The 22,026-nt window shown below is 40.9% G+C and carries 16 protein-coding genes, 1 tRNA gene and 2 rRNA genes (1 of these 19 only partly in view); 17 read left to right on the top strand and 2 right to left on the bottom strand.

The genetic code is table 11. The features are described 5' to 3' along the window. The first annotated feature begins 20 nt into the window (after positions 1–20). On the top strand, positions 21–527 hold the full coding sequence (locus tag IGJ87_RS11380) for a VanZ family protein (protein WP_002287389.1): 507 nt from the start codon (positions 21–23) through the stop codon (positions 525–527). A 78-nt stretch (positions 528–605) separates the two neighbouring features. Then, entirely contained in the window at positions 606–1,328 is a 723-nt protein-coding gene (locus IGJ87_RS11375; protein WP_002287391.1) for a YebC/PmpR family DNA-binding transcriptional regulator, read from the top strand. 77 nt (positions 1,329–1,405) lie between these two features. Here IGJ87_RS11375 and IGJ87_RS11370 read toward each other — a convergent pair whose 3' ends face one another. Both IGJ87_RS11370 and IGJ87_RS11365 read right to left on the bottom strand, forming a co-directional pair. Continuing rightward, the gene (locus tag IGJ87_RS11370; protein WP_002298179.1) at positions 1,406–2,806 is read right to left on the bottom strand and encodes a L,D-transpeptidase family protein; all 1,401 of its coding nucleotides are present in this window, start codon (positions 2,804–2,806) and stop codon (positions 1,406–1,408) included. 169 nt (positions 2,807–2,975) lie between these two features. After that, entirely contained in the window at positions 2,976–3,950 is a 975-nt protein-coding gene (locus IGJ87_RS11365) for an L-lactate dehydrogenase (protein WP_002287399.1), read from the bottom strand. Positions 3,951–4,302: 352 nt separating this feature from the next. On the opposite strand from IGJ87_RS11365, the gene pth reads away from it, so the two are divergent. From pth to IGJ87_RS11290, 15 genes are all read left to right on the top strand, one after another. Then, positions 4,303–4,863 (top strand): aminoacyl-tRNA hydrolase, encoded by a 561-nt coding sequence (pth, locus tag IGJ87_RS11360; protein WP_002287401.1) that lies wholly within the window; start codon positions 4,303–4,305, stop codon positions 4,861–4,863. A 16-nt stretch (positions 4,864–4,879) separates the two neighbouring features. Then, entirely contained in the window at positions 4,880–8,401 is a 3,522-nt protein-coding gene (gene mfd, locus IGJ87_RS11355) for a transcription-repair coupling factor (RefSeq protein WP_002338734.1), read from the top strand. 14 nt (positions 8,402–8,415) lie between these two features. Further along, positions 8,416–10,011 carry a putative polysaccharide biosynthesis protein gene (locus IGJ87_RS11350; RefSeq protein WP_104889184.1) on the top strand — a complete coding sequence of 532 codons (1,596 nt, stop codon included), beginning with the start codon at positions 8,416–8,418 and terminating at the stop codon, positions 10,009–10,011. A 10-nt stretch (positions 10,012–10,021) separates the two neighbouring features. After that, positions 10,022–10,291, top strand: coding sequence for an RNA-binding S4 domain-containing protein (locus IGJ87_RS11345; RefSeq protein ID WP_002287407.1), 270 nt, complete (start codon positions 10,022–10,024; stop codon positions 10,289–10,291). A gap of 66 nt (positions 10,292–10,357) precedes the next feature. Further along, positions 10,358–10,783 (top strand): FtsB family cell division protein, encoded by a 426-nt coding sequence (locus tag IGJ87_RS11340; RefSeq protein ID WP_002287409.1) that lies wholly within the window; start codon positions 10,358–10,360, stop codon positions 10,781–10,783. 45 nt (positions 10,784–10,828) lie between these two features. Beyond that, positions 10,829–11,299 carry a S1 domain-containing RNA-binding protein gene (locus tag IGJ87_RS11335; RefSeq protein ID WP_002287412.1) on the top strand — a complete coding sequence of 157 codons (471 nt, stop codon included), beginning with the start codon at positions 10,829–10,831 and terminating at the stop codon, positions 11,297–11,299. Between the two features lie 119 nt (positions 11,300–11,418). After that, positions 11,419–12,864: a tRNA lysidine(34) synthetase TilS gene (tilS, locus tag IGJ87_RS11330; RefSeq protein ID WP_033582016.1), complete on the top strand. Its 1,446-nt coding sequence runs from the start codon at positions 11,419–11,421 to the stop codon at positions 12,862–12,864. Then, positions 12,864–13,409, top strand: a complete 546-nt coding sequence (gene hpt, locus IGJ87_RS11325) for a hypoxanthine phosphoribosyltransferase (RefSeq protein WP_002287415.1) — start codon at positions 12,864–12,866, stop codon at positions 13,407–13,409. The genes tilS and hpt overlap by 1 nt, the downstream gene beginning before the upstream one ends. A gap of 89 nt (positions 13,410–13,498) precedes the next feature. Beyond that, complete coding sequence (ftsH, locus tag IGJ87_RS11320; protein ID WP_002287418.1) at positions 13,499–15,610, top strand: ATP-dependent zinc metalloprotease FtsH; 2,112 nt, start codon at positions 13,499–13,501, stop codon at positions 15,608–15,610. A 216-nt stretch (positions 15,611–15,826) separates the two neighbouring features. Further along, positions 15,827–16,714, top strand: coding sequence for an Hsp33 family molecular chaperone HslO (gene hslO / locus IGJ87_RS11315; RefSeq protein ID WP_002298174.1), 888 nt, complete (start codon positions 15,827–15,829; stop codon positions 16,712–16,714). Beyond that, entirely contained in the window at positions 16,715–17,719 is a 1,005-nt protein-coding gene (gene dusB / locus IGJ87_RS11310) for a tRNA dihydrouridine synthase DusB (RefSeq protein ID WP_002307694.1), read from the top strand. Positions 17,720–17,829: 110 nt separating this feature from the next. Further along, positions 17,830–19,326, top strand: a complete 1,497-nt coding sequence (gene lysS / locus IGJ87_RS11305) for a lysine--tRNA ligase (protein WP_002296055.1) — start codon at positions 17,830–17,832, stop codon at positions 19,324–19,326. A gap of 680 nt (positions 19,327–20,006) precedes the next feature. After that, positions 20,007–21,566: ribosomal RNA gene (locus tag IGJ87_RS11300) — 16S ribosomal RNA — on the top strand. A gap of 76 nt (positions 21,567–21,642) precedes the next feature. Further along, positions 21,643–21,715: transfer RNA gene (locus tag IGJ87_RS11295), tRNA-Ala, on the top strand. A gap of 292 nt (positions 21,716–22,007) precedes the next feature. Further along, positions 22,008–22,026 (top strand): 23S ribosomal RNA (locus tag IGJ87_RS11290); it runs 2,896 nt beyond the window's last position. The 16S and 23S rRNA genes sit together here with 1 tRNA gene alongside, the layout of an rRNA operon.

Genomic DNA, 22,026 nt, shown 5'->3' with positions numbered 1-22,026 from the left:
ATAAAATACAGAGGTGACTTATGAATTCTTCAAAAAAACAAATGAAAAACGGAAATATTTATTTAGTAATCGCACTGATAGTCGTTATAATCTTATTTTACAGTTCTTCTCAAACTTACGGACAGCAATCACAAGTTTCGCGATTAGAAAGCTGGCTGCCTAATCAGCCATTTAAAGACACATTAGCGGGTATACGTTTTAATTATGGTGGAAGTATGGTGAGTATCGACCATCTGGGCTACGCCAAATTTTTAGAGTTCTTTTTAAGGAAGGGCGCACATTTCGGTACCTATTTTATTTTGGGAGGCAGCTTGTTTTTAGGTGTTTTCCCCAAACTAAAAATTTGGTGGCTGACAGCGATCCTTGCTTGGCTTTCAGCAACAGGGTACGCAGGTTTGGACGAATTCCATCAGATGATGACCGGTGGACGAACACCTATGTTCCAAGATGTCATGTTGGATTCGATCGGTGCTCTGACTGCTGTGATATTATGTGTGCTTTTTGCGGCATTCAAGAAGCGTTTATAGATTGGCTGTGGCTTTGTTTTTTTGTGAAATAGTACTAGAATAGAAGTGTATTCTCAAAAGAACAAGGGAGGAAAAATCATGTCAGGACATAGTAAATGGCATAATATCCAAGGAAGAAAAAATGCCCAAGATGCAAAACGAGGGAAAGTCTTTCAGAAACTTTCTCGTGAAATTTATATGGCAGCTAAAGCAGGCGGTCCTGATCCATCTATGAATCCAGCTTTGCGGCTTGTTGTGGACAAAGCAAAAGCTGCAAATATGCCTAACGACAATGTGGAACGGGCGATTAAAAAGGCTACGAGTGCCGTAGATGAAACGAATTACGATGAAATCACGTATGAAGGATATGGTCCGGGTGGAGTAGGAATCTTAGTCCATGCATTGACAGATAACCGTAATCGGACAGCGACAAATGTCCGAGTAGCTTTTACTCGAAACGGTGGATCACTGGGAGAAACGGGTTCAGTCAGTTACTTGTTTGACCGCAAAGGATATATCGCTATTGAACGCGATGGGTTGACTGTTGATGAAGAGACGATGTTTGAGGATGTATTAGAGGCGGGGGCAGAAGATCTGCAAACTTCTCCTGAAGTATTCGAGATTTATACTGCACCAGAAGATTTTGCTGCTGTACGAGATGAGTTGGAAAAAGAGTTCACTTTGGCGCAAGCAGAATTGACGATGATTCCACAAACGACGATTGATTTAAATGAGGAACAAAAAGAGCAATTGGAACGTCTAGTAGATAAGCTAGAAGACGATGATGATGTTTCAGAAGTCTTTACTGCTGCTGAAATGTAAGTAGCACATTGTTAGATAATAAAAAGAAAGCACCTGTACCAATCGTACGGGTGCTTTCTTTTTATATATTATTTTTGTTAGAAGACCAATACAGGCGTTCCTTTTTCGACCATCCCGAATAATTCCTTCATTACACTTGGTGGGGTGTTGATGCAGCCGTGTGAACCGCGAGTTTTCCATAAGTCTCCACCGTATTCAGGTTGCCAGTCTGAATCGTGGATACCAACACCTGTCCAGTCAATCGGCATCCAGTAGTTTACCGGACTCTCGTAAGGTGTTCCATCGTCATTTGTTCCTTTTAAAGTTGCATCTTCTTCTTTATTCCAAACATAGAAGACTCCAGCAGGTGTAGGTGTAGTTGGCTTTCCGGAAACGATATCTGTTTCAAGGGCCACTTTTCCGTCTTTGTAATACCACATATGCTGGTTCTCCAGATCAACTTCGATATACGTATCTTCGATCAATGGATGATCAGCGGTTGTGCCACCTTGCACAATGGGTGAACGAGTAAAATCTTGGCCTGCCAGAATCGCTTTTTTCAATGCTTCTGTCTCACTGTCTGTTTGGATCGTCCAACTGTAAGTGCCAACTGGGACCGTAACTTCTCCTCTTTTTGTACTTTTAAATTTTGTGTCATTCGTACTTGTGTTATACTTTGTGCCTAAATCTGTTACATATTGACGTACTTGTTCTGTATCTAAATCGACTTTTCCATCATTGTAGGTCAGCCAACTCATAATATCACTTGATGGGATCTGGAAAGTCTCGCCGTTTATACTGTAAGTAGCTTTTACATTTGCGATAGCATTCATGGATGCGAGTTGTTCTTTCAGTGAGCTGTCTTCAGATGTTACTTTTGGTTTTTCTTTGAATTCAGTCAATTCAATTGTATCTTTACCAGAGTTTACCGCACTTTTTAATTGTTTGACCGCAGCATCGACGTCGATCGTATTTCCATTGACTTCAGGCTTGATAACGAAAGAGTCACCTGCTTTTTCGATCGTTGCATCAGTAGTAGGTGTCCGGTCTTTGTTCAAATCAGTCAGCTTAGTTGTCAATGTCTGAACGGTAGTGTCTAGTTTTTGGTGGTTTTGACTGACAGGATCTATTTCTTGTTTTTCTGCCGCTGAGACATAAGTCATTCCCCAAGTCCATCCGTTTTGTTCATTTAGGATCGGAGAAAGCTCCGAAGTGAAATCATCTTTGTAGCCGAGCTCGGATTTTGGTACTTCCTGCCAGACTTTTCCATCTTCTTTAATAGCCAGTTTTTTATCAGAATAAGCTTCTTTTAATTTTTCATTTGCTTTTTCGACTGTTAGATTGCTGACATTTATTCCATTTATTTCTGTATTCGGCAAAAAATGCTTTGTGTAGTATGTACTGCGATAGGTATAAAAGCTGATCAGCACTAAGAGAACACCAAGAGCTGAAAGCAAAGCAACATGTTTCGATTTTTTTCGATGCGAAGATCTTGTCATATCGACAACTCCTTAAGTAAAAGTTTAGGGTGGAACGGTCTCATGATAGCATAATTTAGAGGAAAAGACGAAGGTTATCTCTACTTTATGAAAAAATTTAGAAACCATAAGGGTGATAAAATAAAAAAACGGAAAACACCGAATAGATGTTTTCCGTCATGTTCAAAGATTATTCAGCGTCTAGTTTAGCAAAAGCTTCATCTAGAATTTCTTTTAATTGCTTAGCAGAAGCAGCCATACGGTCTTGCTCGCTGTCACTTAAAGGAATTTCGATTACTTTTTGGATACCTTGACGGTTGATAACAGCAGGTGCACCAATGTAGATGTCGTTCAATCCATATTCGCCATTCATGAATACTGATAAAGGAAGAACAGCATTTTCATCATCTAAGATGGCACGAGTGATACGTGCTAATGCTACTGCGATACCATAGAAAGTAGCGCCTTTTTTCTCGATAATTGTGTAAGCAGCGTCACGTACGCCAAAGAATAGGTTAACCATAGCTTCTTCATCGATTTCTGGGTTGTTTTTTACCCATTCATAGATTTGCAAGCCGGCAACATTTGCATGTGACCAAACTGGGAATTCTGAATCTCCGTGTTCACCTAAGATGTAAGCATGGACGTTACGTGCATCAACGTCAACTAATTCCGCAAGTGCTTGACGGAAACGAGCTGAGTCAAGAGAGGTACCTGAACCGATTACGCGTTCTTTAGGGAAACCTGAGAATTTCCAAGTTGAGTAAGTCAAAATATCTACTGGGTTAGCGGCAACTAAAAAGATACCGTTAAATCCTGATTCAACGATTTGTGTGACAACATCGCGGTTGATTTTTAGGTTTTTGTTTACTAAGTCTAAACGAGTTTCACCTGGTTTTTGTGGTGCACCAGCTGTAATAACAACTAAGTCAGCATCATGTGCGTCTGCGTAAGTAGCAGAATAGATTTTTTTAGGTGAAGTAAATGCCAAAGCGTGAGACAAGTCAATTGCGTCTCCTTCAGTTTTAGCAGTATTGATATCCACGATACCTACTTCTTGAGCGATATTTTGAGTAACTAGAGCAAAGGCATAGCTAGAACCTACGGCGCCGTCTCCAACAAGAATAACTTTTTGATGATCTTTTTTTTCTGCAGCTGCAGTCATTTAGTATCAATCCTTCCATTGATTTGTTTTTTCCCATGCTTATGCTAACATTTCTCAAGCCCCATGTCACGCTATTTGGCTATAAAATATAACAGATAACAAGGTTGTATTATATGTAAAAGCTTACATGTGCGTTATTTCACTATTTTTATATATCAATTATTTCATTAAACTTTGAAGAAATTTTTAATTTCTTTATCATTTATTAACGATTCTCTTTTAGCCGAAACGCCTTGTTTTGTGTTATACTATGCATTGACAAGTATAAAAAAGAAAAAAGCTCGATGGACTGGACCGCTAATTAGCAGTCCAGCCTTTTGTGCTGCTTTTTAGAATTAGGTGGAAAACAAAAATGAAAATGATCGTCGGGTTAGGAAACCCAGGTACCAAATACCAATATACAAAACACAATATCGGCTTTATGGTCGTGGATAAAATTGCACGCGAGCATCAAGCTACTTTCAAAAAAAATCCGTTCGAAGCAGAAGTTGCCGAATTTTTTCATAATGGAGAAAAGATCCTTTTAGTCAAACCACAAACATTCATGAATGAATCTGGCCGTGCAGTCGGCCCACTAATGACTTATTTTGGGATTTATCCAGAGGAATTAGTCGTAATCTACGATGATTTGGATCTGGCAGTGGGAAAAATCCGGCTCCGTCAAAAGGGAAGTGCCGGCGGGCATAACGGTATCAAAAGTATTATTTCCCATTTGAATACGAATGTCTTTGATCGAATCAAGGTGGGAATCGGCAGGCCAGAAGGGAAAAAAACAGTAGTCCAGCATGTGCTTAGTCCTTTCAGCAAAGAAAATCAGCCTTTGATAGAAGAAAGCATGTGTCAATCTGTTAAAGCAGTCGAATATCTCATAGAAGGGCATTCGTTCGTGGATGCGATGAATCGATTCAATTGAGGAAGGAGGAAAAGGAATGGATATTATTCAATTAGTCGGAAAAGATCCGCAAGTAAAAGAATGGGTCAGCAATTTAGAAGAAAAAATGCCTAGACAACTAATCACAGGATTAGCGGGCTCAGCGAAAACACTTCTATTTGCTCGAGCGTTTAAGAAAACAAATAAAAACATGATTATTCTGATGCCAAATTTGTATTATGCGAATCAGTTAGCAGAAGATCTGCAACATGTGATTCCGCAAGATCAGATCCATTTATTTCCAGTGGATGAAGTGCTTTCTGCTGAAATGGCCTTTTCTTCTCCAGAAGCGCGAGGCGAGAGAGTCGCAACGCTTAACGCACTTCAAGAAAAAAAAGCAGGTATCTATTTGTTGCCAGTCGCATCTTTGCACAAGCGACTGCCGAATAAGAAAACTTGGCTACAGGCGCAATTGAATTGGCATATTGGTGATGAGATAGACGTGGAAGATCTTCCTCGCCAATTGACTTTGATGGGCTATGCACGAGAAGAGATGGTCGCAAAACCGGGAGAATTCAGTATTCGAGGAAGCATTATCGATATTTACCCGTTAACGACAACCTATCCTGTTCGTGTAGAACTATTTGATGTAGAGATAGATTCTATGCGGTATTTTGAAGCAGAAACACAACGCTCAATCGAAAAAACGGAAGAAATCTGGGTTTCCCCAACGAGTGAACAAGTCTACGGACCAGAGGATCTAGAACATGGAATAGAGCAAATGCAAAAAATGCTAGAAAAACGGCTTGCTGCGACCACAGAAGAAGCAGACCGCGAGTTTTTGCAAGATTACTTCGGTCAGCTGACTTCAAGCTGGCAAGCAGGTGTCCCGACAGAAGAAGCAAAATTCTACTCAGATCTTCTTTACCAAGAATCTGTGACGATCTTGGATTATTTCCCTTCAAATAGTTTACTAGTCGTTGATGATTATCAGCGAATCATGGAAACAAATCGGGAAATCGAAAGGGAAGCGGCAGAATGGCAGACTCAAAAAATCAGCGAATTGCGGGTGTTTTCTGAGCAGACATTTTCAGCAGATATACAAAAAATCGTGCAGAAGGAAAAGTTCACCACAACCTTTTTCTCGCTCTTTCAAAAAGGAATGGGAAATCTTCGCTTCCAAGCAATCCATAATTTTCAATATCGGACGATGCAACAGTTCTTCGGACAAATGCCATTGCTGAAAACAGAAATGGACCGTTGGCGCAAGCAAAAGCAAACTGTTGTGATTTTTATTCCGACAAAGGACAGGATACGCAAAGCAGAACAAATGCTTCGAGATGAAGACATATTAGTAGTAGAAACAGAAAAAAATGCATTGATCAGAGGACAAGTGCAATTAGTTGAAGGAGCTTTGCAAGCTGGTTTTGAACTTCCTCAAGAAAAAATAGTAGCTATCACAGAAAAAGAAATTTTTCAAAAAACAACAAAAAAACAAACGAGACGTCAAACAGTAACAAACGCAGAGCGATTGAAAAGCTATAATGAATTAAAAGCAGGAGATTACGTTGTCCATGCCAATCATGGTATCGGGAAATACATCGGGATGGAAACGCTAGAAGTAGATGGCGTTCACCAAGACTATATGACTATTTTGTACCAAAACGACGATAAACTGTTTATTCCTGTTACTCAACTGAACCTGATCCAAAAATATGTCGCCTCTGAAGCCAAAGCGCCTCGCATCAATAAGCTAGGCGGAAGTGAATGGACGAAAACCAAGCGAAAAGTCTCTTCAAAAATCGAGGATATCGCTGACGATCTAATCAAATTATATGCCGCAAGAGAGTCAGAAAAAGGATATGCTTTTGGACCTGATGACGCCTACCAAAAAGAATTCGAAAATGCCTTCCCCTACTCTGAAACTGATGACCAGTTGAGAAGTGCAGCGGAGATCAAACGGGATATGGAAAAAGAAAAACCAATGGATCGACTACTCGTAGGTGATGTTGGTTATGGGAAAACAGAAGTAGCGCTTCGAGCGGCCTTTAAAGCGATAAAGGAAAGCAAACAAGTAGCCTTTTTAGTTCCAACAACAATCTTGGCACAGCAGCACTATGAAACGATGCTGGAAAGATTTGAAGGTTTCCCCGTAAATATCGGGCTATTAAGTCGTTTCAGAACAAGAAAGCAACAAAAAGAAACCATCGAACAACTGCGTACAGGTCAAGTTGATATTGTTGTAGGGACCCACCGAATTTTGTCAAAAGATATTGAATTTAGCGATTTGGGTCTACTGATCATTGACGAAGAACAACGTTTTGGTGTAAAACATAAGGAACGATTGAAACAGTTACGTGCACAAGTGGATGTTTTGACTCTGACTGCAACACCGATTCCGAGAACTTTGCATATGTCGATGTTAGGCGTGCGGGATCTTTCAGTAATCGAAACACCGCCTGCGAATCGTTATCCGATCCAAACATATGTTATGGAAAAAAATCCTGGGGCTATTCGCGAAGCAATCCATCGAGAAATGGGACGAGGTGGACAAGTATTCTATTTATATAATCGGGTAGAAACGATCGAACAAAAAGTAGAAGAAATCCAAGAACTCGTTCCGGAAGCACGGATCGGTTATGCTCATGGGCAAATGACAGAGGCGCAATTAGAAAATACGCTTTTTGAATTTATTGAAGGTCAGTATGATGTTCTTGTCACTACAACCATCATTGAAACAGGAGTAGATATCCCGAACGCAAATACGTTGTTCGTTGAGAACGCTGATTATATGGGATTATCCACGTTATACCAATTGCGAGGGCGGGTAGGAAGAAGCAGCCGTGTCGCATATGCTTACTTTATGTATGAGCAGCAGAAGATCCTTAACGAAGTCAGTGAAAAACGTCTTCAGGCAATCAAAGATTTTACAGAACTGGGATCTGGATTCAAGATTGCGATGCGTGATCTTTCCATTCGCGGTGCAGGTAATCTCTTAGGTGCTCAGCAGCATGGATTTATTGATGCAGTCGGTTTCGATATGTATTCTCAAATGCTAAGCGAAGCTGTTTCTCGTAAACAAGGAAAGAATAGTCAAGTGGAGAAGACCACTGTTGAGATCGACCTCGGTGTCGATGCGTATCTACCTGAAACATACGTGGCAGATCAACGGCAGAAAATCGAGATCTATAAACGAATTCGTGAACTTGATTCGCAAGAAATGCTAGATGAACTAGAAGATGATCTGCTCGACCGTTTTGGAGAATATCCAGAAGAAGTAGCACATCTCTTGACAATTGGGCAGATCAAAATGGATGGCGATCGAGCGCTCCTAGAAACGATAAGGAAACAGGAGGCGCATATAGTCTTTACTCTAAGTAAAGTTGGAACAAAACGCTATAGTGTGGAACAGTTATTCGAAGCACTGACAGCGACAAAACTAAAAGCCAGTCTAGGCGTTGAAAAAGAACAGATGGTGATACGCTTGACGATCCCCAACCAAATGGAAGAAGCAGTATGGCTTCAGGAAATCCAAAAGTTTGTCAAAGCGTTGCGTGAGCAAAAATATCTGTCAGCGTAGGAAGGAGCAATGATTTGGATCATAAAGAAATGCGGCGCGTCATGCAAGGAGCATTTGTATTGACGATTGCTTCTTTCATAGCAAAAGTATTAAGTGCCCTTTACCGAATTCCCCTCCAAAACTTAGTCGGCGACGAAGGTTTTTATGTTTATCAGCAAGTTTATCCAATTTATGGGATAGCAATGACTTTAGCTTTATCCGGTCTTCCGCAGTTCATATCAAAGTACGTTGCAGAAAGAAAGAATCCTTTCGAGCGAAAGCAAGCTTTGCAAAATCTTTATCCCTTAGTATTTTGGACAGGTGTCTTTTTGTGGTTGTTTGTCTTTGCATTTAGCAGCTGGATTGCTTGGATGATGGGAGACATACAATTGAAACCGCTGATCCAAGTAGTTTCCTTTACCTTTTTGCTGATGCCTGGTCTATCTTTTTATCGAGGGAATTTCCAAGGAAGATTCTTGATGGAACCAACTGCTGTTTCTCAAGTAGTTGAGCAGTTCGTTCGTGTTTTTGTGATTGTCTGTAGTGCGTTTGCTTTTAGAAAGCTTGGATGGACGGTGTACCAAACAGGGACGGCAGCAATGAGTGGAGCTGTTTTTGGCGGTTTATGCGCATATGGGATCCTTCACTACTATGAACAAAAGATTCATGGAGGAGCGTTAAGCTTCCGACGGTTTCCATTGTTCAAACAGCCGTCAAAGCCCTTGATCCGGCGTTTTCTGGTAGAAGGCGGACTGGTTTCGATTTATAGTGGATTGCTTATCTTTTTCCAGCTGATCGACTCTTTCTTTGTAAAAAATGCTTTGGAAGTTTACGGACTGTCAGAATACGGTGCGAAGATAGCAAAAGGGGTCTATGATCGAGGTCAGCCTTTAGTACAATTAGGTTTAGTGATTGCCACTGCATTAAGTGCGACATTCCTGCCTGCGTTGACTCGTCATTTGACCAACCGGATCTATCGTCAGTTTTTACAGACAGCCAAAATCTATCTTAGATTGACGACCGCTTTAGCATTAGCTGCGTCTTTGGGATTAGCCTTGCTGCTCCCTTATATCAATTATGCGTTGTTTAAAGATTATGCGGGAAATGCAGCGCTTGTATTGTTTGTTTTTTCCATTGCTTTCACTGCAGTCATCCAAGCTTATCAAAGTATTGCTCAAAGCAAGAACTCGTTTCGCCCTTCTTTAAAAGGCGCAGGATGGGGACTATTGGTAAAAGGATTGACTACTTCTTTTCTGACCGGTTTATTAGGAACAGCAGGTGCAAGCCTGTCTACCCTTTTAGGATTAGGTGTGACGCTTTGGTATTTTGTTCGAATTGAAACAAAAGAGCTAAATGCTTTTTGGAAAGAACGGCATTTTGGACGGAAGTTGATGATCAGCCTTCTTTGTATGGCAGTAGTACTGCTGCTGTATTATGGTGTATTGTATATAGTGTTTGGTCCTGTAACTCATCGTTCCACTGCTTTTTTTGTCAGCGTGATAGGAGTTGGGATCGGGGCTTCTGTGTTCATTTATACAGTGATCCGTCTTCGTCTGTTTACAGTACGAGAATGGCTAATGTTGCCTTTTGGTAAGAAAATCCTGCGATTAAATAAAAAAATTAAAAAGTGAGGAATAAGATATGCGATTAGATAAATTTTTAAAAATTTCCCGAATCATCAAAAGACGATCAGTAGCAAAAGAAGTAGCTGATAAAGGAAGAATTCAAATCAACGGTAAATTGGCGAAATCTTCCAGTGATGTCAAAGTAGGCGATATTTTGAAAGTCCAGTTCGGCAATAAAACGTTGGAAGTGAAAATTACGGAATTACATGAATCAACCAAAAAAGAAGATGCACAAAAAATGTACGAAATTATTTCTGAAAATCGCACAGAAACACTAGAGAAATAGATTAGACAAGCTTTCACGATATTGGTATAATGAAAAAGACAATCAAAAAGATTGGAGCGAATCCAAGTGACGAAAAAAAGCAATAAAATCGCTGCGCTAGATACGGAATATGCAAAGAAAAAGTATGCTGAATTTCAGCAACAACAACGTCAACTGATTTTTCGAAGACGCAGACTGGCTGCAATTTTTGTTGGTGCTTTGGTCATTTTCGCGATAATAGGTGTGCAGATTTTCCATGACATGCAAAGGATGCATCAATTGAACGAATTGAGAGTCGAAGCAAATACTGAAATGAAAGAAGTCAACGCAGACGTTGATCAGCTGCACCAAGATGTTTCATTGCTGAAAGATGATGAGTATGTAGCTAAACTTGCCAGAAGCAAATTCTTTTACTCAAAAGACGGTGAAAAAGTTTATCCTATATTAGAATCAAATACAGACAGCTCGACAAATGAAACAGATCAATCAACTAGTTCTACAACTGCAAAATAAGCAGGAATATAAAAAAGGGAAATAATTAGGAGGAACATTTTTTTTATGTCAATCGAGGTAGGAGCAAAACTGCAAGGAAAAGTATCAGGAATCACAAATTTTGGTGCGTTTATTGATCTAGGTGCTGGAAAAACGGGTCTAGTTCATATTAGCGAAGTGTCAAATGGCTATGTAAAAGACATCCATGATGTTTTAAGTGTAGGAGATGAAGTAACAGTCAAAGTTATTTCAGTAAATGATGATGGAAAAATCGGACTATCTATCCGGAAAGCGCAGGAACAACCTGCTGAATCTGGAGAAGAAAGCCGTCCTAAAAAATATCAACAAAAAGATCCCCGTGACAACCGAAATCGTCCAGCACAGAAAAAATCTTTTTCTCGCAGTCAACCTTCAGCTCAAAAAGAAGACTTCGATTCATTGATGAGTTCATTTTTGAAAGATAGCGATGACCGCTTATCTTCATTGAAGCGAAACACAGAAGGAAAGCGCGGTGGCCGTGGCGGACGCCGCAGCTAAAAAGCCGCAAATAATGATAGTGCGACTATTTGGGTCATAGTATCAACAGAGGGCAGGTTAATTGTCGTTTTAGACGTTTTCCCGCTCTCTTTTTTTTAGGAAGAAAGGGTGTGGAAAGGATGAACGTTGAAAAAGGCGGGAAAAAAGCACCGCTATTACAGCAGTCATTTATTCGGCACGGGAATGAACAAGGATTCTGGCAACAAGGATCGAGAATTTTAGCAGCGGTATCAGGTGGTGTTGATTCGATGGTTTTGCTCCATTTACTTTTACAAGTGCAACGCCAAATCGGTTTTTCTTTAGGTATCGTCCACATCAATCACCAATTAAGAGAAGAATCAGCAGAAGAAGCTGCCTATCTTCGCTCATATTGTGAAGAGAAGAATCTCCCTTTATATGTAAGTATTTGGGAAGATCCAGCCAAATCCGCCATAGAAACAGAAGCTCGTAACTTTCGTTATCAAGAATTCACTCGCGTGATGGAAGAAGGACAATATGACACATTGATGACTGCTCATCACGGAGATGATCAAATCGAGACGGTGTTAATGAAAATCGTTCGTGGGGGACAGTTAAATACTTTTTCTGGAATCAAAGAAGTACAACCATTTGCTGCTGGCAGACTGGTTCGTCCGTTGCTGAGTTTTAGCAAAGAAGACCTATATACTTATGCAGCGGAATCGCAGCTTGTTTACTTTGAGGATCAGACAAACCAATTGTTAGATGTCCAGAGAAATCGGCTTCGTCATTTGGTAGTTCCTCAATTGAAACAAGAAAATACACAGGCGTTGAGACATTTCCAGCAATTTTCGCAACAGATCCAATGGGCAGACCAAGTCATTCAAAAATATATGGGACAGTTGATCGAAAAGGAAGTCGAACAGTGGGAGGAACAATTTCGATTTTCTGCAGAAATGATTGAAGAAATGACAGATGCTGAACGATACTATTTTTTTTACTCCTTTTTCGACAAAGCATTCTCAAAAACAGGGATTATTTTGAAAGAACAACAAATGGAGTCGATTTTAGACCAGTGGCAACAGAAAAAAAGCCAATGGCAACTCAGTATTGGCAATAATTGGATACTGAAAAGAGAGTATCATTTTGTTGTACTCTCTAAAAAAGAAAAACAAGCAACTAGCCAGACAGAAAACCAGCGCTTGTTGCTGATTCCAGAACAAGGAATATATTTGAATGAAACAGAATGGATTGGTCTGGTCAAACCTGAAAATGCAGGGGACATCAAAGCAACAGATTCATGGTCTCTATTTTCTCATGACATTTGGATTCCTGCTGATGTGCAACTGTATGTCGAAAAAAGAAAAGCAGGAGACCGCATTAAATTAACAGAGAATCTCACAAAAAAAGTATCTAGATATTTTATCGATCAGAAAGTACCTAATTCACAAAGGCAGCATGCTTGGATCATTACAGATGCCAAAAGAAATATATATAGCTTGATACCTTTTGCCTTTTCATATTTGAGTATTCGTGAAGAAACTGATAAAATACACTACATACTTCTTTACAAATATCAAAAAGAAGCAATTGGAAGGAGAACCTGATGTTGGAAAAGGATATTGAGAGAATTTTGATCTCACAAGAAGAGATACAAGTTCGTTGCAAAGAACTAGGCAAAGAGTTAACAGAAATTTACCAAAACACCAATCCCCTAGTAGTAGGTGTCTTAAAAGGAGCGGTACCATTCATGGCAGATATCGTTCGTTCTATCGATACGTATTTGGAATTGGATTTCATGGATGTTTCAAGCTACGGGAATGCAACAGTCTCGTCAGGGGAAGTAAAAATCGTCAAAGACTTAGATACGAATGTAGAAGGTCGCGATCTGTTGATCGTTGAAGATATCATTGACAGCGGAAGAACACTTGCTTATTTAGTGGATCTTTTCAAATACCGCAAAGCAAAATCAGTCAAAATTGTTACACTACTTGACAAACCTGAAGGAAGAGTAGTAAATATCGAAGCAGATTATGTTGGCTTCAACGTACCAAATGAATTTGTGGTCGGTTATGGCTTGGATTATGCAGAAGCATATCGTAACCTTCCGTACATCGGTGTATTGAAACCTAGTGTTTATCAATCAAATTAATGCTGTATCTCAATTAAATTATGGTACAATAGAATGGTCAGGATTGATAAAAAACTGTTAAATTAAATTGACGCTTAGGGAGGGCAACTATGAACAAAAAGAACAACGGCATGATGAAAAATGCCTTGTATTATGTCCTCGTAATCTTAGCGATGGTAATGGTCGTTTATTTTATTTTTGGTAATAACGGCCAGCGATCGTCAGATATCGAGTACTCAAAATTCACAGAACAACTACAAGCAGGCAAGATCAAAGAATTTGAAGTGCAGCCTGCAAATGGTGTATATAAGATCACTGGTGAATACAAAGAACAGCAGACCGTCGCTAACAGCGGTGGGTTAGCTATCTTAGGTTCAACAGATACGACTACTACCCATTTCACAACAATCATTTTGCCAAATGATACAACATTGAGCCAAGTAACAGAACTGGCAAAAGAAAACAAAGTTGCTACAACAGTAAAAGAAGAATCAAGCAGCGGTATATGGGTTTCCCTATTGCTTAGCTTCTTGCCAATCGTAATCATCATCTTTTTCTTTTACATGATGATGGGACAACAAGGCGGCGGCGGTGGCGGTGGCGGCCGTGTCATGAACTTTGGTAAATCAAAAGCCAAAGAAGCAGACAAAAAAGCTAATCGCGTACGTTTTTCTGATGTAGCGGGTGCGGAAGAAGAAAAACAAGAACTAGTTGAAGTTGTTGAATTTCTGAAAGATCCTCGCCGATTTGTTGAATTAGGTGCCCGTATCCCGGCAGGTGTACTTTTAGAAGGACCTCCAGGAACAGGTAAAACCTTATTAGCAAAAGCTGTTGCCGGAGAAGCTGGAGTACCATTTTACTCGATCTCGGGTTCTGATTTCGTAGAAATGTTTGTCGGTGTCGGAGCAAGTCGTGTTCGTGATTTGTTTGAAACAGCGAAGAAAAACGCACCAGCTATCATTTTCATTGATGAAATTGATGCGGTAGGTCGTCAACGTGGTGCCGGTATGGGCGGCGGACATGATGAACGCGAACAAACATTGAACCAATTGCTTGTAGAAATGGATGGCTTCGACGGAAATGAAGGAGTAATCGTCATTGCTGCAACCAACCGTTCTGATGTACTAGACCCAGCGTTACTACGTCCAGGCCGTTTTGACCGCCAGATTTTAGTTGGACGTCCAGATGTAAAAGGTCGTGAAGCAATCTTGCGAGTCCATGCACGGAATAAACCGATGGCAGATGACGTTGACTTGAAAGTTGTGGCTCAACAGACACCAGGTTTTGCCGGAGCAGATTTAGAAAATGTCTTGAATGAAGCAGCGTTAGTAGCTGCTAGAAGAAATAAAAAGAAAATCGATGCTTCTGATATCGATGAAGCGGAAGATCGCGTGATTGCAGGTCCAGCTAAAAAAGATCGCGTAATCAGCAAAAAAGAACGCGAAATGGTTGCTTATCACGAAGCTGGTCATACGATTGTCGGATTAGTATTGAGTCGCGCTCGGGTCGTCCACAAAGTAACGATCATCCCTCGCGGACGCGCCGGCGGATATATGATCGCTTTACCAAAAGAAGATCAGTTCTTGATGACGAAAGAAGATATGTTTGAACAAATCGTAGGCTTACTTGGTGGACGTACAGCTGAAGAAATCATCTTCAATGTCCAATCAACTGGTGCTTCCAATGACTTTGAGCAAGCGACAGCTCTAGCACGAAGCATGGTAACAGAATATGGAATGAGTGATCGTTTAGGTCCTGTTCAATATGAAGGAAACCATCAAGTGTTTGTTGGCCGCGACTATGGTCAAACAAAAGCTTACTCTGAACAAGTCGCTTTCGAGATTGATCAAGAAGTACGAAAAATCTTGATGGAAGCTCATGATAAAGCTCGAGAAATCATCGAAGCTCATCGTGCACAGCATAAACTGATTGCTGAAAAACTTTTGGAATTCGAAACATTGGATGCCAAAGCAATCAAGTCATTGTTTGAACACGGTGTGATGCCTGAAGGTACTGAGTCAAATGATTATCCAAGCGAAAAAGAAGCGAAAACTTTTGAAGAAGCAAAACGTGCTTTGGAAGAAAAAGACGCTGAAAAACAAGCGGAAGAAAAACGTGATTTTGAAGAAGCAAAACATGAACTGAATGAGGAAAATAAAGCAGAACATGATTCAGATTCTCAACAATCAGAAGATAATCATTCAGACGATCAATACAAATAAAAAAATATAGGTCAATTGATCTGATATGACTCCCGAAAACCGGAACAAAAACCGGTTTTCGGGAGATTTCTTTATTTAAGTTGTAAATAGGATGATGTCCTGTTTTCTAGATGATTCTGAATTATTTTTAAAAGAAGCATTCCAAAGTTGAAAAAAGCAGTAGTTGCTAGTATGATTCACTATGAGTTTAAAAACGGAAAAAGGAGTACATAACAAATGAAAGATTATTTGGTTAAGGCACTTGCTCACGACGGATTCGTCCGAGCATACGCAGTTCAAGCAACAAATACCGTAGCGGAGGCACAAAGACGTCATGATACTTGGCACACCTCCTCAGCTGCTTTGGGACGGACATTGGTCGGTAGTCTGCTACTTGGTGCGACGCTCAAAGGAGAAGACAAACTAACTGTTCGAATCCAAGGTGATGGTCCAGCAACAGGAATTGTAGTAGATGCAAATGGAAAGGGAGATGTGAAAGGTTACATCAAAAATCCGCATCTCAGTCTTCCTCTAAATAGTGAAGGTAAAATCGATGTGCGGGGAGCAGTTGGAACACAAGGAATGTTTACTGTCACAAAAGACTTAGGATTAAAAGAACCTTTTTCTGGGCAAACGCCGATTGTTTCTGGAGAAATCGCTGAAGATTTTACTTACTATCTTGCTATCTCAGAACAAATCCCTTCAGCTGTTGGACTGAGTGTATTGGTCAATACTGACGACAGCATCAAGACGGCGGGAGGATTCATGATCCAAATCATGCCAGGTGCCGATGAAGAAACAATCAGCAAGATCGAAGAACAATTAAAAACGACACCAAGAATCTCTACCCTCTTAGATGAAGGACAGACACCAGAAGAAATATTGAAAGGATTGCTTGGTACAGAAGAATTGAACATTTTGGAAAAAATGCCTGTTCAATTCAAATGTGACTGTTCAAAAGAAAAATTTGCAGAAGCAATTATCGCGTTAGGTGCAGAAGAAATCCAAGCAATGATAGACGAAGATCACGGTGCAGAAGCGGTTTGTTCTTTCTGTAATAACAAATACAAGTATAGTGAAGAAGAATTAGCTGGATTGAAGAAAGAAGCCTTAGGAGGGATTTAAGTGGAACACACATGGAAAATCGGCAATGTGGAAATCCCTAATCGTGTCGTTGTTGCACCGATGGCTGGAATAACAAATTCAGCATTTCGAGTCACTGTCAAAGAATTTGGTGCAGGCTTAGTCGTATGTGAAATGATCAGTGACCAAGGTATTCATTTCAGAAACAAAAAAACTTTAGAGATGCTCCACATTGAAGAAACAGAACATCCATTAAGTTTACAGATATTTGGCGGAAATAAAGATAGTCTAGTTGAAGCTGCTCAATTTGTCGAAGAAAACACAGCTGCCGATATAATAGATATCAATATGGGCTGTCCAGTAAATAAAGTGATCAAAGCAGAAGCAGGAGCAAAATGGCTTTTAGATCCTGAGAAAGTATACGAAATGGTCCAAGCTGTTTCTTCAGCAGTAGATATCCCAGTAACAGTCAAGATGCGTATTGGTTGGGATGAAGAGCACGTCTTTGCTGTAGAAAATGCATTAGCAGCACAATCAGCTGGAGCAAGTGCCATCGCTATGCATGGACGTACACGGGTTCAGATGTATGAAGGAAAAGCGGACTGGGAAGTATTGAAAGAAGTGAAAAAACATTTGACGATCCCATTTATGGGGAACGGGGATGTCAAAACGCCAGAAGATGCAAAACGGATGCTTGACTATGTCGGTGCAGACGGTGTGATGATTGGTCGTGCAGCGCTGGGCAATCCATGGATGATTCACCGCACACAGCATTATCTCGAAACAGGAGAACTGATTCCTGAACCAACACCAGCCGAAAAAATTGCTACAGCTAAACTTCATTTACAACGCTTAGCAGATCTCAAAGGAGAAAAAGTAGCTTGTAGAGAATTCAGAACACATGCGGCTTATTATTTAAAAGGGATTCCTCGAGCAGCGAAAGTGAAAGTAGCAATCAATCAGACAGAAAAACAGCAAGAAATCAATGACCTGCTGGATCAATTTGTAGAAAAAGCGGAAAAAGTACTATTGAAACAAACGTTGTGATTTCTAAGTTTTTCGTGAATTTTCAAGCCGAAATTCCAAGTTCGGCTTGCTTTTTTTGTGTTTCATTGGCATTATAGGAAAGAGATTAACATGAGAATGGAGGAACTTTTGTGACACAGGAACAACAACATCAAGTAGAAGATTTAAATGATCAAATGCTTGTACGTCGTCAAAAAATGGAACAATTGCGTGAAGATGGAATCGATCCATTTGGAAAACGATTTGAACGCACGCACAACTCAGAAGAATTGCATGAACTATTTGATCCAAGAACAAAAGAAGAACTAGCAGAAATGGGATTGACCGCTAGTGTAGCTGGTCGTATGATGACTCGCCGAGGAAAAGGGAAAGCTGGATTTGCGCATCTACAAGATCGTGAAGGCCAAATTCAAATTTATGTAAGAAAAGACCAAGTAGGTGATGAGGCCTATGAAGTATTCAAACATGCAGACCTTGGAGATTTCTTTGGTGTAACTGGACAAATCATGAAAACAGACACAGGCGAAGTTTCTATCAAAGCTTCAGAAATCACGATTTTGTCAAAAGCACTTCGTCCACTGCCAGATAAATACCATGGCTTAACGAATATTGAACAACGCTACAGACAACGCTACTTGGATTTAATCAGTAATCGCGAAAGCTTTGACCGATTTATGAAACGAAGCCAAATTATCAGCGAAATCCGTCGCTATTTAGATGGCAATGGCTATATTGAAGTAGAAACACCAGTATTGCACAATGAGGCAGGTGGAGCTGCCGCACGCCCATTTATCACGCATCATAATGCACTGGACATTGATTTATATTTGCGTATTGCGCTAGAACTTCATTTAAAACGACTAATTGTTGGCGGAATGGAAAAAGTTTATGAAATCGGCCGCGTTTTCCGTAATGAAGGAATTGATACTACACATAATCCAGAATTTACGATGTTAGAAGCATACACAGCATATACTGATTTCAATGATGTAATGAATCTGACAGAAGGTATTATCCGTAACGCAGCTGAAAAAGTACTAGGAACAGCAAAAATCACATATGATGGACAAGCTGTCGACTTAGAAAGTGACTTTAAACGCATCCATATGGTAGATGCAATCAAAGAACAAACTGGTGTAGACTTCTGGCAAGAAATGACATTGGAAGAAGCATTAGCTTTAGCCGAAAAACACAATGTAGAAGTAACCGAAGCTATGGGTGTCGGACATGTTATCAATGAATTCTTTGAAACATTTGTTGAAGAAACATTGACACAACCGACGTTTGTATACGGACATCCAGTCGAAGTTTCGCCTTTAGCGAAGAAAAATCCAGAAGATCCTCGATTCACAGATCGATTCGAACTATTCATAGTGGGGCGCGAATTTGCTAATGCCTTTACAGAACTGAACGATCCAATTGATCAAAGAGAAAGATTCGAAGCGCAAGAAAAAGAACGTGAACTAGGAAATGACGAAGCTCACGGTGTAGACGAAGACTTCTTGGAAGCCTTAGAATACGGTATGCCGCCAACTGGTGGTCTAGGCATCGGGATCGACAGATTAGTAATGTTGCTAACTGATGCACAATCAATTCGGGATGTTTTGCTATTCCCAACAATGAGATAATCGAATAAAAGCTGTCTAAGGAATTCCTTAGGCAGCTTTTGCTGTGTAGAAAGGAATAAATAATAACGAAAGTTCAAAAGCTAATGCCGACTATTCTAGACATTAAAGAAGACGAAAACGAACGATAAAGAAAGAAAAGTTATGAATAATCGTTTATTGAAAAAAACTTGAAAAAATACAAAAAATTCGTTGACCAAGCTAAATTTAGTTGGTATATTATTACTTGTCCAAAAGACAGAAGAAAATATTTATTCAAAAACATAACAAAAAAGTTATTGACATGTTACTAACGACATGATAAGATAACTGAGTCGTTAAAAAAGAACCACTTGCGAAGCTTGATTCTATCGAAAAAAACTTCAAAAAAGTTCTTGACAAATAACAAACGATAAGTTATGATAAATGAGTTGCTGAAAGATTTCGAAAAACGAAATCGAAAAAAACTTTTAAAAAAGAGTTGACAATCGTTTGTCTCTCTGATATGATATAAAAGTTGCTACGGCAGCCAAAAATGAATCGGGAAACACTCTCGATGAAGTAGACCTTTGAAAACTGAACAAAGTAAGACAAACCAAATGTGTAGGGCGTCTTGATTCAATTCAAGACAACAAACATTTTTAACAAGCAAGCAATATGCTAGCAAACAAATTGAGCTTAACAATCGCAAGATTGTTCGAACTTTTTATGAGAGTTTGATCCTGGCTCAGGACGAACGCTGGCGGCGTGCCTAATACATGCAAGTCGAACGCTTCTTTTTCCACCGGAGCTTGCTCCACCGGAAAAAGAGGAGTGGCGAACGGGTGAGTAACACGTGGGTAACCTGCCCATCAGAAGGGGATAACACTTGGAAACAGGTGCTAATACCGTATAACAATCAAAACCGCATGGTTTTGATTTGAAAGGCGCTTTCGGGTGTCGCTGATGGATGGACCCGCGGTGCATTAGCTAGTTGGTGAGGTAACGGCTCACCAAGGCCACGATGCATAGCCGACCTGAGAGGGTGATCGGCCACATTGGGACTGAGACACGGCCCAAACTCCTACGGGAGGCAGCAGTAGGGAATCTTCGGCAATGGACGAAAGTCTGACCGAGCAACGCCGCGTGAGTGAAGAAGGTTTTCGGATCGTAAAACTCTGTTGTTAGAGAAGAACAAGGATGAGAGTAACTGTTCATCCCTTGACGGTATCTAACCAGAAAGCCACGGCTAACTACGTGCCAGCAGCCGCGGTAATACGTAGGTGGCAAGCGTTGTCCGGATTTATTGGGCGTAAAGCGAGCGCAGGCGGTTTCTTAAGTCTGATGTGAAAGCCCCCGGCTCAACCGGGGAGGGTCATTGGAAACTGGGAGACTTGAGTGCAGAAGAGGAGAGTGGAATTCCATGTGTAGCGGTGAAATGCGTAGATATATGGAGGAACACCAGTGGCGAAGGCGGCTCTCTGGTCTGTAACTGACGCTGAGGCTCGAAAGCGTGGGGAGCAAACAGGATTAGATACCCTGGTAGTCCACGCCGTAAACGATGAGTGCTAAGTGTTGGAGGGTTTCCGCCCTTCAGTGCTGCAGCTAACGCATTAAGCACTCCGCCTGGGGAGTACGACCGCAAGGTTGAAACTCAAAGGAATTGACGGGGGCCCGCACAAGCGGTGGAGCATGTGGTTTAATTCGAAGCAACGCGAAGAACCTTACCAGGTCTTGACATCCTTTGACCACTCTAGAGATAGAGCTTCCCCTTCGGGGGCAAAGTGACAGGTGGTGCATGGTTGTCGTCAGCTCGTGTCGTGAGATGTTGGGTTAAGTCCCGCAACGAGCGCAACCCTTATTGTTAGTTGCCATCATTCAGTTGGGCACTCTAGCAAGACTGCCGGTGACAAACCGGAGGAAGGTGGGGATGACGTCAAATCATCATGCCCCTTATGACCTGGGCTACACACGTGCTACAATGGGAAGTACAACGAGTCGCGAAGTCGCGAGGCTAAGCTAATCTCTTAAAGCTTCTCTCAGTTCGGATTGCAGGCTGCAACTCGCCTGCATGAAGCCGGAATCGCTAGTAATCGCGGATCAGCACGCCGCGGTGAATACGTTCCCGGGCCTTGTACACACCGCCCGTCACACCACGAGAGTTTGTAACACCCGAAGTCGGTGAGGTAACCTTTTGGAGCCAGCCGCCTAAGGTGGGATAGATGATTGGGGTGAAGTCGTAACAAGGTAGCCGTATCGGAAGGTGCGGCTGGATCACCTCCTTTCTAAGGAATATTACGGAGACTACACAATTTGTTTTTACTTTGTTCAGTTTTGAGAGGTTTACTCTCAATTTAAAACGGGGCCTTAGCTCAGCTGGGAGAGCGCCTGCTTTGCACGCAGGAGGTCAGCGGTTCGATCCCGCTAGGCTCCATTAACAACATTAGTTGTTAAATTTGTTCATTGAAAACTGGATATTTGAAGTAAATGTAAGTAATACAAACCGAGAACACCGCGTTGAATTTGAAAGCTGAACAAATTGTTTAGCCTGAAGCAAAATAGGCGGACGGCTATAAAATCTTTGATTTTATGAGACGATCGATCTTTTTGCCGCACAGGCTGATTTGTGAGCTGGATAGAGTTTTTTAATAAGTTCAATTGCTTATTTTCTTGATCTAACTTCTATCGCTAGAAGAAGGATCAAAACCCAACCGCAAGGTTGATAAGGTTAAGTGAATAAGGGCG

Source organism: Enterococcus sp. DIV1411a (genome assembly GCF_050531945.1).
In the GTDB taxonomy this organism is placed as follows: Bacteria; Bacillota; Bacilli; order Lactobacillales; family Enterococcaceae; genus Enterococcus_B; species Enterococcus_B faecium.
Note: the sequence above shows the minus strand (reverse complement) of the source record. Positions and strands in the feature narration are given on the sequence as shown.

What these genes read in the sequence shown, in the direction of transcription:
- IGJ87_RS11380 (WP_002287389.1), top strand. Translation starts at nt 21, where the DNA reads ATGAATTCTTCAAAAAAACAAATGAAAAACGGAAATATTTATTTAGTA.
- IGJ87_RS11375 (WP_002287391.1), top strand. Translation starts at nt 606, where the DNA reads ATGTCAGGACATAGTAAATGGCATAATATCCAAGGAAGAAAAAATGCC.
- IGJ87_RS11370 (WP_002298179.1), bottom strand. Translation starts at nt 2,806, where the DNA reads ATGACAAGATCTTCGCATCGAAAAAAATCGAAACATGTTGCTTTGCTT.
- IGJ87_RS11365 (WP_002287399.1), bottom strand. Translation starts at nt 3,950, where the DNA reads ATGACTGCAGCTGCAGAAAAAAAAGATCATCAAAAAGTTATTCTTGTT.
- pth (WP_002287401.1), top strand. Translation starts at nt 4,303, where the DNA reads ATGAAAATGATCGTCGGGTTAGGAAACCCAGGTACCAAATACCAATAT.
- mfd (WP_002338734.1), top strand. Translation starts at nt 4,880, where the DNA reads ATGGATATTATTCAATTAGTCGGAAAAGATCCGCAAGTAAAAGAATGG.
- IGJ87_RS11345 (WP_002287407.1), top strand. Translation starts at nt 10,022, where the DNA reads ATGCGATTAGATAAATTTTTAAAAATTTCCCGAATCATCAAAAGACGA.
- IGJ87_RS11335 (WP_002287412.1), top strand. Translation starts at nt 10,829, where the DNA reads ATGTCAATCGAGGTAGGAGCAAAACTGCAAGGAAAAGTATCAGGAATC.
- tilS (WP_033582016.1), top strand. Translation starts at nt 11,419, where the DNA reads ATGAACGTTGAAAAAGGCGGGAAAAAAGCACCGCTATTACAGCAGTCA.
- hpt (WP_002287415.1), top strand. Translation starts at nt 12,864, where the DNA reads ATGTTGGAAAAGGATATTGAGAGAATTTTGATCTCACAAGAAGAGATA.
- ftsH (WP_002287418.1), top strand. Translation starts at nt 13,499, where the DNA reads ATGAACAAAAAGAACAACGGCATGATGAAAAATGCCTTGTATTATGTC.
- hslO (WP_002298174.1), top strand. Translation starts at nt 15,827, where the DNA reads ATGAAAGATTATTTGGTTAAGGCACTTGCTCACGACGGATTCGTCCGA.